Consider the following 14,389-nt stretch of genomic DNA (forward strand, 5'->3'; position numbering starts at 1 on the left):
GGTTGTCGGGATGTCGGGTCAGGAGAGCAACGGCCACCCACGCGACCGGCCGTCGCCTACGAGAACAGCCGTCGCCTACGAGAACAGCCGCCGCCAGGTCTCCGGCCCCGGATAGCCGTCCGCCGCCCCGCCCCGCCAGCCCTGGGCACGCTGGAAGGCCTCCACGCCTCGCCGGTCCGCCTCGCCCCAGCGCGATCCCGGCCCCGTCCTGTAGTGCTTGCCGAACCCCTTCTCCACCAGCTGCCTGCCGAGCTGGGTGACGTACTTGTTGTTGGCGCCCGGCCGGAACATCGCCCGCCCCGGATACCCCGGCACCCCGTGCGACGCCGGCGCCCCGTGGCCGCCCGGCCCGTCCGCCTCCGCCGCCTGGATGTCCTTGCCCTTGCCCGTAGCCAGCAGTGTCCATGTCCGCGGCCCCGGCAGCCCGTCCGCGTCCCGGCCCTGCCAGCCCTGCGCCAGCTGGAAGGCCCGGGTGGCCCTGCGGTCCATGTCGGTCCAGCGCGAGCCGGGCCCGGAGGGGTAGTACCGGCCGGCGCCGTGCTCGACGAGCATGCGGCCCAGCTGAGCGACGTACTTGTTGTTGGCCCCGGGGCCGAAATACGCCCGTCCCGGGTACGGCACCACGCGCTTCGCACCCTCCGGCTTCGGGCCCCCCGGCTTGGCGTTGTCCGGCTGCTCGGTGTCCGGTTCCGTTCCCGCCGCGCCGCTCTTCAGCCCCTTGTAGCGGTAGGCGAGGTAGCCGTCGGAGTGGTTCCAGTAGGCGTACGGGGTGATCAGCCGACGGGCGTGGGGGCGGGTCGACTCGTAGGCGACGTAGTGGGTGCGCTTGTAGTCCGTCCAGCCGCCGAAAATGACGACGTGCGAGCCGTTCTGGGGGTTCGCCGGATTGTGGAACAGCAGAATGTCGCCGGGCTGCAGATCTTCCCGGGGGATGCGTACGCCGTACTGGCCGAGGCTGCCGGTCCATTCGTTTCCGGGCAGATTCCAGGCCATCGAGACGAATCCCGAACAGTCCTGCCGGTATCCGTCGGACCAGTACCGGGACATGCTGTACGGCACCTTCGCGGCGACCCATTTCTTGGCCCGCCGGATGATCTCCGCGCGGCTGGTCTCGGACGCCTTCACCGGGCCCGGCTTGACCGGCTGCCCGCCCGGGCCGTGCAGCGGGCCCTTGCTTCCCTGGGGCGACGCGGGCTCGTCACCTGCGGGAACGCCCGGCCGGTCGGAGGCGTGGGGGACGGCGAGGGCCGGGGCGGTGTGGCCCACGGCGAGGGTGGTGGAGGCGGCTGCGGCGACGATCAGCGCCCGGCCGGCCGCGGGGTGGCGGGCGGTCGTGGAATGCGGCAGGACGCGTCTCCAGTGAACGCATCCGGGGCAGTCGCAGTCACTCTCGGGATCGAATTCCTCGAATACCGGAGTCCGAGTCTCCATGCGATTCCCCTCACACTCCAGATGCAAATCTCCGCGGCTGTACACACCGTCAGTTTCACAACTGTCTTCGGGACTCGCATGTTGACGGTCCGAATGGTTTACGACCGCCCCACCCGCCCCCACACCACCCGCGCGCGTGGTCGGGAGCACTCTTGGGGGTCCTGTAGAGTTACGACGTCAGCAGGCGCCGCTAGCTCAGTTGGTTAGAGCAGCTGACTCTTAATCAGCGGGTCCGGGGTTCGAGTCCCTGGCGGCGCACAGACGGTGAAGGCCCCTCGCAGCTGCGGGGGGCCTTCGCTTATGGGAGCGGATTCCCCCGAGGTCCTGCAGCGACGGCTGGGGGTCCGGGGGTTACCCCCCGGGGAATGCAGCATCAGCGGGTCTGGGGTTCGAGTCCCTGGCGGCGCACGTTGACGATGGCGAGCCATGATCGCGGAAAGCGCGATCCCGGCTCGCCATCGTCGTTTCTGCGCGGCTGCGCCGCGCGTTGTGGGGGCTCCGCCACCCACACCTCCTTCAGTCCGCAAGCCCCTCGTGCAAGCGAGGGGCTTGCGGCGTGTTTGGCCGGATACCCTCTGGCCATGTCAGCGCGTGACCTTCAGGAGCGGATCAAGAAGCTCATCATCGACCGCCGGCTGCCCTCCGGGGCCCCGCTGCCGACGGAGCCCGAGCTGATGGCCCATCTGGGAGCCAGCCGGAACTCCGTGCGCGAGGCGCTCAAGGGGCTGCAGGCGATGGGCATCGTGGAGATCCGGCACGGGTTCGGGACCTACGTCGGCACGATGTCGCTGGCCCCGATGATCGAGGGCCTCGCCTTCCGTACCGTCGCCGGGCACTACCGGGGCGAGGACACCCTGCTGCAGCTGCTGCAGCTGCGGGAGGCCGTGGAGACGGGGCTGGTGTCGCGGCTCGCGGGGCGGGTCGCGGACGCCGACCTCGTTGAACTGGACGCGCTCGTCGACCGTATGGAAGAGCAGGCGGCGCAGGGCGGCGACGGCATCGCCGAGACCGACCGGGCGTTTCACGCCACCCTTTACCGGGGGCTGGACAACGCGCTGCTGGGTGAGGTGATGGAGGCGTTCTGGGACGCCTTCCACCGGGTCCACACCGATCTCGGGGGTACGCCGCAGGATCCCCTGGTCACCTGCCGGCAGCACCGGGAGATCGTGGACGCGGTGCGATCGGGCGACGCGATACGGGCGGAGGGGGCCATAAGCGAGCACTTCGGCAACATCCGCGCCCGCGTGTCCACAACGGGTACACAACACCCCCACAGGTGCCACAATGAGCGCGTATGACCGGTAAACACCTCGTTTCGCATCTTGCGATCATGTGGAACGGCGTGGAGCCTGGTGATTGGTTTTTCAAGATGCTGCGGATACGCGGCAGTTGGGGGGCAAGGAGCCGGTTGCCGGTTTTTACGGGGAGTAGGGGGCCCCGTTCATGACCGCATGCCGAGGGGGGCATGATGCAACCGGAAGGTCGCGTTTCCATGTCTAAGGTGTGGAAGATGTGGTGACTGCGGCCCACCACTGATACGCCTGTGCAGGTCGAGGGGGATCGACACAGTCGTTAGGAACCGACAGACACGCGGTTGAGCTGCGTGTGGGGGGATGACTCATGACGTCGACGCCGACGGGCGCCCGGCAGAACTTCGACCCGTCTCAGACAGCCCAGCTCAGGGTGCCGTCACAGACCCGGACCGGGGCTTTTCGCCGGATCAAGAAGACGCTGCCGAAGTACGACTACGAGCACTACAGCCGGCTGGCCGGCCCCCTCACCCAGCCCGACCCGAACAAGCCGTACCGGGTCGAGTACCGCTCGCTGATCTCGCAGGAGCCGCACCGGATACGCGTCGCACTGATGCTCGCCGCCGCCCCGGTGCTCTCGCTCGTCCTGCTGTTCTGGCTGCTGCAGCCCGAGCACTGGACCGAACGGGACTATCCCGCCTTCGACTTCCTGCCGGCGCTCGACATAGTCATGCTCGTCTCGATCGGTCTGATCGAGTTCTTCCGCTGCATGAACGTGCTGTCCAACGCGCACGCCACGCTGGTCGCCCGCGACCCGATCCCGGTGGTGCCGGAGACCGGCACGAGAGTGGCCTTCCTCACCTCCTTCGTGCCCGGCAAGGAGCCGCTGGAGATGGTGACGAAGACCCTGGAGGCGGCCGTCAAGCTGCGCCACCGGGGCCTGCTGCACGTCTGGCTGCTCGACGAGGGCGACGACCCGGAGGTCAAGGAGGTCTGCCGACGGCTCGGCGTGCACCACTTCTCCCGCAAGGGCGTCGCCAAGTGGAACCAGGCCAAGGGCCCGCACCGCGCCAAGACCAAGCACGGCAACTACAACGCCTGGCTCGACGCCCACGGCGACCACTACGACTTCTTCGCCTCGGTCGACACCGACCACGTGCCGCTGCCCAACTACCTGGAGCGGATGCTCGGCTTCTTCCGCGACCCGAACATCGGCTTCGTCATCGGCCCGCAGGTCTACGGCAACTACGACAACTTCGTCACCAAGGCCGCCGAGTCCCAGCAGTTCCTCTTCCACGCCCTCATCCAGCGCGCGGGCAACAAGTACGGCTCCCCGATGTTCGTGGGTACGTCGAACGCCGTACGCATCAAGGCGCTCAAGCAGATCGGCGGTCTGTACGACTCGATCACCGAGGACATGGCGACCGGCTTCGAGATCCACCGCCACAAGAACCCTGCGACGGGCAAGAAGTGGCGCTCGGTCTACACGCCGGATGTGCTGGCCGTCGGTGAGGGCCCGAGCGCCTGGACGGACTTCTTCACCCAGCAGATGCGCTGGTCGCGAGGGACGTACGAGACGATCCTCAAGCAGTACTGGAAGGGCTGGTACTCGCTGCCGCCGAGCAAGCTCTTCAACTACACGATGATGATCATCTTCTACCCGATGTCCGCCCTCAACTGGATCCTGGCCGCGCTGAGCTGTGCGCTGTTCCTGGGCCTGGGCGCCTCGGGTGTGAACATCGACCCCACGATCTGGCTGATGCTCTACGGCAACGCCTCCGCACTCCAGATCGGCCTGTACGTCTGGAACCGCCGCCACAACGTCTCGCCGCACGAGCCCGAGGGCTCCGGTGGTGTGGCCGGCATGGTGATGTCCGCGCTGTCTGCGCCGCTGTACGCGAAGGCGCTGATCGACTCGGTGCTGCGCAAGAAGAGCAAGTTCGTGGTGACCCCGAAGGGCGACTCGGCCAGCCCCGACCGCTGGTTCGGGACCTTCCGGTACCACTGGTACTTCATCGTCATCTTCGGCGCCTCGATCACGGCCGGATTCGTGTACGGGCACTCGCACCCCGCGATGATCATCTGGGCGACGTTCGCCATGCTGATCACCGCGACCCCGATCTTCGCCTGGCGCTACATGCTGCGGCAGGACAAGAAGAGGCCGTCCGCTACGGTGCCTGCCCAGACCGGGCCGCAGGAAGCGGTGGCGACGGGCGGGTCGGCGATGCCGTACCAGCCGCAGCCGCTGCCGACGCAGACCTCCGCGCACGCGCCCCACGGCCAGCACAAGCCGAGTTGGGCCGCGTCGAACAGTGGTGGTGGCGCCGCAGGCAACGACCAGACCATGCAGATTGCCCTTGGTGGACTTGGGGGACGTAAGGAATGAACGACCGTGCAGGCCGCCGCCGTGCTCGTCGACTCGCGATAGGCACGGCGGTGGTGCTCGCGCTGGCCGGAATGAACGGGCCGTGGCTCTATCGCGTCGGCACCGAGAAATACCACCAGTACCAAATCAACAAGCCCGAGTACAAAGCCGAGAACGGCAAGTGGGAGATCGTCGATTTCCCGGAGGAGTACCGCCAGAACACCATCCACGCGGCGCTCCTGCACACCGGCAAGGTGCTGCTGATCGCGGGTTCGGGCAACGATCAGGACAACTTCGACGCGAAGAAGTACGACACCCGGATCTGGGACCCGGTCAAGGGCACGATCAAGAAGGTGCCGACGCCGAACGACCTGTTCTGCACCGGCCACACCCAGCTGTCCAACGGCAACCTGCTGATCGCGGGCGGTACCAAGCGGTACGAGAAGCTGGAGGGTGACGTCACCAAGGCCGGTGGCCTGATGATCGTCCACAACGAGAACCCGGACCGGCCGATCACGCTGCCCGCGGGCACCAAGTTCTCCGGCAAGGAGAACGGCAAGACGTTCGTCTCCAAGGACCCGGTGTTGGTGCCGCGCGCGAAGAAGGTCTTCGACAAGGCGACCGGCAAGTTCCTGCGCAACGACCCAGGTCTCGGCCGGATCTATGTCGAGGCGCAGAAGAAGGGCGCCAAGTACGAGACCGGCACCCAGGACAACTACCGCGTCCAGGGGCTGTCCGGCGCCGACGCGCGCAACACGTACGGCATCGCGCAGAAGCTCGCCCTCGACAAGAAGGACTTCCAGGGCATCCGGGACGCCTACGAGTTCGACCCGGTCGCCGAGAAGTACATCAAGGTCGACCCGATGAAGGAGGCCCGCTGGTATCCGACGCTCACCACCCTGAGCGACGGCAAGATCCTCAGCGTCTCCGGCCTCGACGACATCGGGCAGCTGGTGCCGGGCAAGAACGAGGTGTACGACCCGAAGACCAAGAAGTGGACGTACACGGCGAAGGTGCGGCAGTTCCCGACGTACCCGGCGCTGTTCCCGCTGGAGAACGGCAAGATCTTCTACTCGGGTTCGAACGCGGGCTACGGCCCCGACGACGTGGGCCGCGACCCCGGCATCTGGGACGTGGACACCAACAAGTTCACCAAGCTGGCCGGGCTGAGCGATCCCAAGCTGATGGAGACCTCGGGCACCGTGCTGCTGCCGCCGGCGCAGGACGAGAAGTACATGGTGATCGGCGGCGGTGGCGTCGGCGAGTCCAAGGAGTCCAGCGAGAAGACGCGGCTCATCGATCTCAAGGACGACGACCCGAAGTTCGTGGACGGGCCGTCGCTGGAGAAGGGCACGCGCTATCCGCAGGCGTCGGTGCTGCCGGACGACACCGTGCTGGTGTCGGGCGGTTCCGAGGACTACCGGGGCCGCGGTGACTCCAACATCCTCCAGGCGCACCTCTACAACGCGGGCACGGGCGCCCTGGACCGGGTCGCCGACCCGCTGGTGGGCCGCAACTACCACTCGGGGTCGATCCTGCTGCCCGACGGCCGCGTGATGTTCTTCGGCTCGGACTCGCTCTACGCCGACAAGGCCAACACCAAGCCGGGCGAGTTCGAGCAGCGGATCGAGATCTACACGCCGCCGTATCTGTACCGGGACGCGCAGCCGTCGCTGTCGGGCGGCCCGCAGACCATCAGGCGCGGCGGGACGGGCACGTTCACCTCGCAGCACGCGTCGTCCATCCAGAACGCCCGGCTGATCCGGCCGAGCGCGTCGACGCATGTGACGGACGTGGACCAACGGTCGGTCGCGCTGGACTTCAAGAAGTCCGGCGACAAGATCACGGTGACCGTGCCGACGAACCGGAACCTGGTTCCGTCGGGGTGGTACATGCTGTTCGTGACGGACGACCAGGGGACGCCGAGCAAGGCGCAGTGGGTCAGGGTTCCTTAGCGAGCGAGCAAGCACATGCCTTGGGGGCGCCCTCCGTGACGGAGGGCGCCCCCAAGTGTGTACGGCCTACTTGCTGGCCTTCGCGAGGTTCAGGGCGTAGTCCGCCCACCACTCCCCCGCCTTGGGCCCGCCCTTGCACTCGCCGTCGGACTCGCCCGGGCGCTTGACCCACACATACGCGTCGACCAGCGGATCCTTCGTCTTCGTCGTCGGCGTCTCGCCCAGCGCGCGGCCCGGCGGGTTGCACCAGCGCTCGTCCGGGTTGCCCCCGGTGTAGGGGCCGTTGCCGTTGCGGCTGGTGTCGATCACGAAGGGCTTGCCACCCACCTTGGCGGAGAGCTCCTTGCCGTACGCGATCGAGTCCTCGGTCGTGTAGAAGTTGGAGACGTTGACCGAGAACCCGTCGGCCTGGTCGATGCCCGCCCGCTTCAGGGGGTCGAAGATCTGGTCCGGGTGGCCCCAGCCGGCGTTGCCCGCGTCCAGGTAGACCTTGGTGTTCTTCAGGGACTTGAGCTTGGCGACGGCGCCGCTCAGGAGGTCGTAGCGCTCCTCGTGGTACTCGGGGGCCGTGCAGTTGTCGACCATGTGCAGCACCGCGTCCGGCTCCAGGATCACCGTCGTCTCACGGTCGCCGATGCCCTTGGCGACGCTGTCGACGAACGCCCGGTAGGCGTTGCCGTCCGCGGCGCCGCCCTCCGAGAACTGGCCGCAGTCGCGGTGCGGGATGTTGTAGAGGACGAGCAGCGCCGTACGGCCCGCCTTGTCGGCGGCCTCGGTGAAGCCGCGTGCCTGCTCCTCCGGACTCTCCGGGCTGATCCACTCGCCCGTCGGCTGCTGAGCTATCTTGCGGATCTGCTCGGCGTCCTCCTTCTTGCCGGACTTCTGGTAGGTCACGACCTGTTGTGCCGCGTTCCCGTCCGGGTTCACCCAGAACGGATCGGTGTCCTTGGGCTGCTGGCTGATCCCGGCGTTGTCCTCCGGCTCATCGCCGTCCCCCGACGACGAACAGCCCGCGACCAGCAGTGCCGCCCCCAGCACCACCGCGGTCGTCCGCGCACGAGCGCCCCTCGAGGCCCCCCTCTGCAGGTACATCCAACTCCCCCTTGGGTGCACTGTTCCAAGGCTCAATCCTGACATACCCGCCGAGGGACACACGAGGTCGCCGGATCTTGTCGGGGAGCTGTTACAGCCACCGGAACGGCTCCCCGGCACGGCTCCGAGGGGCAGAGTAGGTGGCGCGTCCGCAGGACGCGGTCGACAGGGGAGACAGGGGAAGGGGAGGGTGCGTCATGCACCGGTCCACCCGGGAGATACGGCTGGCGGAGGCGTTGGTGGAATCGGCGGACACCCTCGTCGACGGCTTCGAGGCCGCGCACTACTTACCGCGCGTCGCCGACCACTGTGTGCGGTTGCTGGCCGCGCGGGCCGCCGGATTCATGCTGATCGACGAGGACGGGACGGTGTCGCTGGCGGCGAGCGCCGCGCATCGCGAGGCCGCGCTCGATCTGCTGCGGGCCCAGCGGAGCGGCGGGCCCTGCCTGGACAGCTACAGCTCCGGCCGGCCGGTGCCGCCGGTCTCCATCGGGGCGGCCCGGGCGGCGGCGCGCTGGCCGGAGTTCACGGAGCGGGCGCTGGCCCACGACATCGTCGGCACCTTCGCGGTCCCGCTGCGCCGCCACGAGCGGCTGCTGGGGGCGCTCAACGTCTTCGTGGCCACGCTCCCGGCCGGGACCTCGCCAGAGGAGCACACGGAGCTGCGGCTGGCCCAGCTCATCGCCGACTGCACGGCCCTCGGGCTGCAGAACCATGCCGTATACGTCCAATGCCGCACCGTCGCCGGTCAGTTGCAGCAGGCGCTGTCCAGCAGGGTGCGCATCGAGCAGGCCAAGGGCATGCTCGCCGAGCGCTGGAACACCGCGGCCGACGACGCCTTCGTGGCGCTGCGCCAGTACGCGCGCCGGCGCCGGGTGCCGTTGGACCGGGTCGCGCGGGAGGTCATCGACGGGGTCGTGGACGAGGCCGCGCTGCGCCGGGAGGCGGGGCGCGGGGGCGACGAGGGCGACGCGGGACCCGCGTAACCGGTCCGCCACCTGGCCCTCTAGGCCCCGGCGGACATCCGTTCTAAAGTTTTCTCCGGACGACCCCAGCCCCCGGTCGGACAATCCCCACTGGTCACTCGAGACCTCCCGCGCCGGTCGCCGGGTTACTCCCGCAGCCCGTGCGCGCGCGGTTGAGGACCAGCCCGGTCGGCGGCTTCGGGGGAGCGGTCGTCGACCGGGCCAGGTGGGGGCACAGCACCCCGTCACAGCCCCGTGCCCGTGAGGTACGCCGACACGATCACGTTCGCCGTGTAGCTGCGGGTCGTGCGGTCGAAGGTGCCCCCGCAGGTGATCAGGCGGAGTTCGGCGCGGCCGTCGTGGCGTGCGCCGTAGGCCTGGTGGGCGTCGAAGCGGTCGCGGGCCACGACGCGTACGTTCTCCACGGTGAACTCGGCGACCGTGCCGTCGTCGCGGAGCACGCGCACCGTCGCGCCCGGCCGCAGCGCGCCGATCCGGTGGAAGACGGCCGGCCGGGTCCGGGTGTCGACGTGCCCCACCATCAGCGCGGCCCCGGCGGCTCCCGGCCTCACCCCGGCCGCGTACCACCCGACGTCACCGGCCCGCTCGTAGGGCGGCGCGTCGATGGCTCCTTGCTGATCGAGCCCGGTGGCGACGACCGGTGCCCGCACGCCGAGCCCCGGGATGTCGAGGCGCTGCGGCAACGCGTCCCCGAGCGGCCGGGCGGCGGGCGGCAGCCGCACCTGCTGCGGGCGTCCCACCGCGGCGACATCGCCCGACACGGGCGCGGACACGGCCTGCCGTACGTCGGTGAGCTCCCGCCCCCACAGCCACAGCCCGAGCAGCAGCACGGCCCAGGCCACGCCCATCAGGAGGCGACCGCCGTGGGAGGTACGTTCGTGTCCGGACATGGTCAGCGCGGCCCGCCTCGCGGCCGAGCACCGTTCACCGCCGCCCACCCGCCTCCCGGGTGACCGCCTCGCGCTGCTGTCGGCTCCGGCGCGCGCTCCTGACCGCCACGGCCGTGGCCGCGACGCCGGCGAGGACCAGCCCGGTCACGGTGTGTGCCGTGCCGGGACCGGCCGCGCGGGCGTCCACGACGGAGAGCTGTACGGTGCCCCCGCCGCCGGCCCGGACCGGGGCCACGGGTGAGGCGGGGGCGGACGGCTGCGAGCCCTGCCGTCCGGAGCGGTCCGTGCCCTGCGGTACGACGGTGACGTCGCCCTTGGCGGCCGCCTGCCCGCAGGTCACCTTCACGTCGTACGTCCCCGCCCGCAGCGTGGAGCGGACGCGGCTCTCGCCGACGAGGGCGCCGGAGTCACCGACCGTGAGGCGGGCGTCGGCGACGAACGCCGTGGAGACGGCCGTCGCGGTCTTCCCCGGGCAGCCGCTCACCCGCAGCGCGACGTCGCTGCCCGGGTGCGGGGACGACGGGCTGACCGAGACACCCCCCTCGGCCGCTCCGTCCGCCGCGTGTGCCGCCGGGATGACGGCCACCGCGCCCAGAGCGGCGATAGCACAGAGAGTGACTCGCAGTGATCCCATCGTGAACCTCCAGTTATCTGGAGGCTCCCCCCGGAGCACGGGCCCCGCATCCTCTGCGGGGCCCGCACTGCTCCGTACGGGTCTTGTTGCGGCCGTACGGCCACGCGGCGGAGCCGCTGTCGCGCAGCCGGATCCCGGTTACAGACCCCGGTCCCGGTCTCAGATCCGGGTTTCAGATCCCGGTTTCAGATCCGCTCGACGAGGTCCGCGATCGAGTCCACGATCCTGGACGGCCGGTAGGGGAAGTTCTCGACCTGCTCGGGCCGGGTCAGGCCGGTGAGCACCAGGAACGTCTGCATCCCGGCCTCCATGCCGGCCAGCACGTCGGTGTCCATCCGGTCGCCGATCATGGCGCTGCTCTCGGAGTGGGCGCCGATGGCGTTCAGGCCGGTCCGCATCATCAGCGGGTTCGGCTTGCCCGCGAAGTACGGCTGCTTGCCGGTGGCCTTGGTGATCAGTGCGGCGACGGCGCCGGTCGCGGGCAGCGGGCCCTCGGTCGACGGACCCGTCTCGTCGGGGTTGGTGCAGATGAAGCGGGCGCCGCCGTTGATGAGCCGGACCGCCTTGGTCATGGCCTCGAAGGAGTAGGTGCGGGTCTCGCCGAGGACGACGTAGTCCGGGTCGTGGTCGGTGAGGATGTAGCCGATGTCGTGCAGCGCGGTGGTCAGGCCTGCCTCGCCGATGACGTACGCCGAGCCGCCCGGGCGCTGGTCGTCGAGGAACTGGGCGGTGGCCAGCGCCGAGGTCCAGATGTTCTCGATCGGCACTTCCAGGCCCATGCGGTTCAGCCGGGCGTGCAGGTCGCGCGGGGTGTACATCGAGTTGTTGGTGAGGACGAGGAACGGCTTGCCGGAATCGCGCAGCTTCTTGATGAAGGCGTCGGCGCCGGGGATCGGTACGCCCTCGTGGATGAGCACACCGTCCATGTCGGTGAGCCAGGACTCTATGGGCTTGCGGTCTGCCATGTTGCTGTGACTCTCCTGGCCTGCGTACTGCGTACGGGATGAGCGGGGCGCCGGAACCACGGCGTACCGACGCCCCCAGCGTAATCAGGACTGGCTGATCCTGACCCCGTCGATCACCCAGTACCAGTTGTTGGAACCGGTGTAGCGGAAACGGAAGCACACACTGGAGGCCCCGGAGGGGACGTCGACGGAAACGGACTGCGGCTGCGAGACGACGTCGGAGGTGTAGCTCTTGACGACGGTGGGCGTTCCGGCGTTGAAGGACACCAGGATCCGGGCGGTCTGGGAGCCCTCCTGCCGGTAGAGGGTCGTGAAGTCCAGCCGCACCTTGGTCTTCCCGGTGACGTCGTACGCCGGGGTGACGAGGGTCGAGTCGTACGGACCGGAGAAGGTCCTGTCCGCCCACTCGTCGGAGTCGGCGACCGCGAACACCCCGCGCGAGCGGACGTTGAGCTCACGCCACTGGTCGCGTTGGGTGCGGGACCAGAACTCGTCGGTGGCGAAGGCCCAGCCGCGCCACTCGGTCGTCCCGCCGGTGCCCATGGCGTTGTTGATGACCGACCAGCCGCTGGGCGGGGTGTGCGTGAAGCCGAGCACGCCGGCCGGGATGCCGGTCTCGTCGACCCGCGCGGTCAGCGCGGGCCGCAGGGCGTCGAAGGGGTCGGCGGACCGCTCCTGGATGGGCTTGCCGTCCAGGCCCCAGGCGGGGTCGACGGGGATGCCGAGCTGCGCCAGGACGGTGGGGACGACATCGACCAGACGGGTGTCGACGGGGCGGGCGCCCGCGGCGATGCCGGGTCCGGTGGCGAGGACGAAGACGCGCCGCTCGTCGACCAGCGAACCGCCGTGGCCGCCCGCGTCCAGGTGGCCGTGGTCGGTGGTGACGATGACCGTCCAGCGCTCGGAGGCGTAGCCGGGGCGGGCCTTGATCGCGGCGCGCAGCCGGCCGAGGTAGGTGTCCTGGACGGCGATCTGGTCGAGGTAGGCCTGGCTGCCCGCGCCCTGGTTGTGGCCGACGATGTCGGACTGGCCGAGGTAGACGAAGAGGACGTCGGGGTTCTGGTCGCGGATGATCGCCTCGGTCTCGGCGGCGATGGTGGCGTCGTGGCCGGAGTAGCCGTCGCGGTCGCCGTCGAGGACCAGCTTGGCGTCCGCGCCGGGGGTGACGGTGCCCTGGGTGTCCAGGGGCTTCCAGTCGACGGCCGCGTAGGTGGACAGCGCGGGCCGGATCCGGGCGAGGCGGGCGAGGAGGCCGGGGTAGCGGTCGTACTGCTTGCCGGTGAAGGTGTTGTCCTTGACGCCGTGCTTGTCGGGCCAGACTCCGCTGGAGACGGTGGACCAGCCGGGGCCGGACGAGGTGGCGGCCATCGGGCTCGCGTAGAGCAGCGAGGTGCCGTAGGTGCCCTCGCTCATCATGGCCTTCAGGTGCGGGGCGTTCGCCGCGTCGATGCGGTCGTGCCGCAGGCCGTCCATGCCGACGACGAGCACCTTGTCCTTGCTGGTGCCGTTCGGGAGCGTGGGGACGGCGTGGGCCTGGGAGGCGGCGGCGGTGCCCAGTGCCACGGTGGTGGCGGTCGCCGCGGTGGCGGTGAGGACGGTGCGTCGGGAGAGCGGTGATCTCACGTGATCCTCCTGAGACAAGTGTGCGCGGGCACGGCAAGCGCCCCCGGTTGTCGTGCCCAGGGGCGTTGCGCTGGGGAGAAGCGGGGGCGCTGATCGAGGGAAGGGTGGGAGAAGGGCGGTCGGCGTCGGCGTCAGCTGCCGGTGGCGGCCTTCCAGGCCTCGACGTACGACGTCAGGTGCTCGTCGATGTCGTCCCAGTCGGGCTCGAAGACCTCGACGCCGTGCATGATCTTCGTGAGGGCTTCGGCGTCCGCGCCGGTGGCCTTGATGTCCTGGCGGGCGCTGAAGCCGCCGCCGATCGCGCTGACCTGCTGCTGGGCGCCCTGGCTCAGCATGAAGTCGAGCAGTTTCCTGCCGTTCTCGGTGTGCGGGGCGTCGGTGACGAGCCCGGCGGCGTAGGGCAGGGCGAAGGTGGTGGGCCTGCCGCCTTCCCTCGCCGGGAACCAGATGCCGAGGTTCGGCATGGTCTTGGACTGGGCGTAGTTCATCTGGACATCGCCGTTGGCGACGAGGAGTTCGCCCTTGTCGACCTTGGGGGCCAGCTTGCCGGTGGAGGCGGAGGGGCCGACGTTGTTGGACTGGAGCTTGCCGAGGTAGTCCATGGCGGGCTTCTCGCCGCCGAAGTCGTGCATCGCCTTGATGAGGACGGCGGTTCCGTCGCCGGCGACACCCGGCGTGGAGTACTGGAGCTTGTTCTTGTACGTGCCGTCCAGCAGGTCCTCCCACGTCGTGGGCGGCTGCCGCAGCTCCTTCTTGTTGTAGATGAACCCGAAGTAGTTGTTCACGACCGAGGTCCAGGTGCCGTCGGCGCTCTTGCCGGCGTCGCCGACCTGGTCGGAGCCCTTCGGGGCGTACTTCTGGAGCAGGCCCTTGCCGTCGGCCTGCTGGATGAACGGCGGGAGCGTGACGAGTACGTCGGCCTGCGGGTTGGGCTTCTCCCGGGCGGCGCGCTGCACCATCTCCCCGGAGCCGCCCTCGACGTACTCGACCTTGATGCCGGTCTGCTTCTCGAAGTCCTTGAAGATCCGGTCGTACCAGCCGTCGCCGTTCTCGCCCTTGAGGCCGTCGGCGCTGTAGACGGTGACGACCTTCTCGTCGGAGGCGGCCGAGCTGCCGCCGCAGGCGGACAGGAGCGGGGTGACCAGGAGGGAGAGGGCTACCGCGAGCTTGAGGCTGTTTCTGGGCATGGCGGGGTGAA

11 protein-coding genes and 1 tRNA gene are annotated in these 14,389 nt (G+C 69.4%); 5 read left to right on the forward strand and 7 right to left on the reverse strand.

Going from position 1 to position 14,389, the window contains the following annotated elements:
* Positions 1-75 precede the first annotated feature (75 nt).
* Complete coding sequence (locus tag EJ357_RS17080; RefSeq protein ID WP_126392454.1) at positions 76-1,431, reverse strand: peptidoglycan-binding protein; 1,356 nt, start codon at positions 1,429-1,431, stop codon at positions 76-78.
* 184 nt (positions 1,432-1,615) lie between these two features.
* Between EJ357_RS17080 and EJ357_RS17085 the strand changes: the two genes are divergently transcribed.
* From EJ357_RS17085 to glxA, 4 genes are all read left to right on the forward strand, one after another.
* Positions 1,616-1,689: transfer RNA gene (locus EJ357_RS17085), tRNA-Lys, on the forward strand.
* 323 nt (positions 1,690-2,012) lie between these two features.
* Complete coding sequence (locus EJ357_RS17090) at positions 2,013-2,729, forward strand: FadR/GntR family transcriptional regulator (RefSeq protein ID WP_126392455.1); 717 nt, start codon at positions 2,013-2,015, stop codon at positions 2,727-2,729.
* 322 nt (positions 2,730-3,051) lie between these two features.
* Positions 3,052-5,067, forward strand: a complete 2,016-nt coding sequence (locus EJ357_RS17095) for a glycosyltransferase family 2 protein (RefSeq protein ID WP_126392456.1) — start codon at positions 3,052-3,054, stop codon at positions 5,065-5,067.
* A complete protein-coding gene (glxA, locus tag EJ357_RS17100; protein WP_126392457.1) occupies positions 5,064-7,001 on the forward strand; it encodes a radical copper oxidase GlxA in 1,938 nt (645 codons plus the stop codon). The genes EJ357_RS17095 and glxA overlap by 4 nt, the downstream gene beginning before the upstream one ends.
* A gap of 66 nt (positions 7,002-7,067) precedes the next feature.
* Here the strand turns inward: glxA and EJ357_RS17105 are convergent, their stop codons facing one another.
* Positions 7,068-8,093, reverse strand: coding sequence for a glycoside hydrolase family 6 protein (locus EJ357_RS17105; RefSeq protein WP_126392458.1), 1,026 nt, complete (start codon positions 8,091-8,093; stop codon positions 7,068-7,070).
* Positions 8,094-8,290: 197 nt separating this feature from the next.
* Between EJ357_RS17105 and EJ357_RS17110 the strand changes: the two genes are divergently transcribed.
* Positions 8,291-9,079: a GAF and ANTAR domain-containing protein gene (locus tag EJ357_RS17110; RefSeq protein WP_126392459.1), complete on the forward strand. Its 789-nt coding sequence runs from the start codon at positions 8,291-8,293 to the stop codon at positions 9,077-9,079.
* Positions 9,080-9,303: 224 nt separating this feature from the next.
* Here the strand turns inward: EJ357_RS17110 and EJ357_RS17115 are convergent, their stop codons facing one another.
* From EJ357_RS17115 to EJ357_RS17135, 5 genes are all read right to left on the reverse strand, one after another.
* The gene (locus tag EJ357_RS17115) at positions 9,304-9,969 is read right to left on the reverse strand and encodes a class F sortase (protein WP_126392460.1); all 666 of its coding nucleotides are present in this window, start codon (positions 9,967-9,969) and stop codon (positions 9,304-9,306) included.
* 34 nt (positions 9,970-10,003) lie between these two features.
* Positions 10,004-10,603, reverse strand: coding sequence for a hypothetical protein (locus EJ357_RS17120; RefSeq protein WP_126392461.1), 600 nt, complete (start codon positions 10,601-10,603; stop codon positions 10,004-10,006).
* 185 nt (positions 10,604-10,788) lie between these two features.
* Positions 10,789-11,568 carry an HAD-IIA family hydrolase gene (locus tag EJ357_RS17125; RefSeq protein WP_126392462.1) on the reverse strand — a complete coding sequence of 260 codons (780 nt, stop codon included), beginning with the start codon at positions 11,566-11,568 and terminating at the stop codon, positions 10,789-10,791.
* 84 nt (positions 11,569-11,652) lie between these two features.
* Positions 11,653-13,191 carry an alkaline phosphatase family protein gene (locus tag EJ357_RS17130; RefSeq protein ID WP_126392463.1) on the reverse strand — a complete coding sequence of 513 codons (1,539 nt, stop codon included), beginning with the start codon at positions 13,189-13,191 and terminating at the stop codon, positions 11,653-11,655.
* A 131-nt stretch (positions 13,192-13,322) separates the two neighbouring features.
* The gene (locus EJ357_RS17135; protein WP_126392464.1) at positions 13,323-14,378 is read right to left on the reverse strand and encodes a 2-aminoethylphosphonate ABC transporter substrate-binding protein; all 1,056 of its coding nucleotides are present in this window, start codon (positions 14,376-14,378) and stop codon (positions 13,323-13,325) included.
* Between the last annotated feature and the right edge of the window lie 11 nt (positions 14,379-14,389).

Source organism: Streptomyces cyaneochromogenes (genome assembly GCF_003963535.1).
GTDB classification, from domain to species: Bacteria; Actinomycetota; Actinomycetes; order Streptomycetales; family Streptomycetaceae; genus Streptomyces; species Streptomyces shaanxiensis.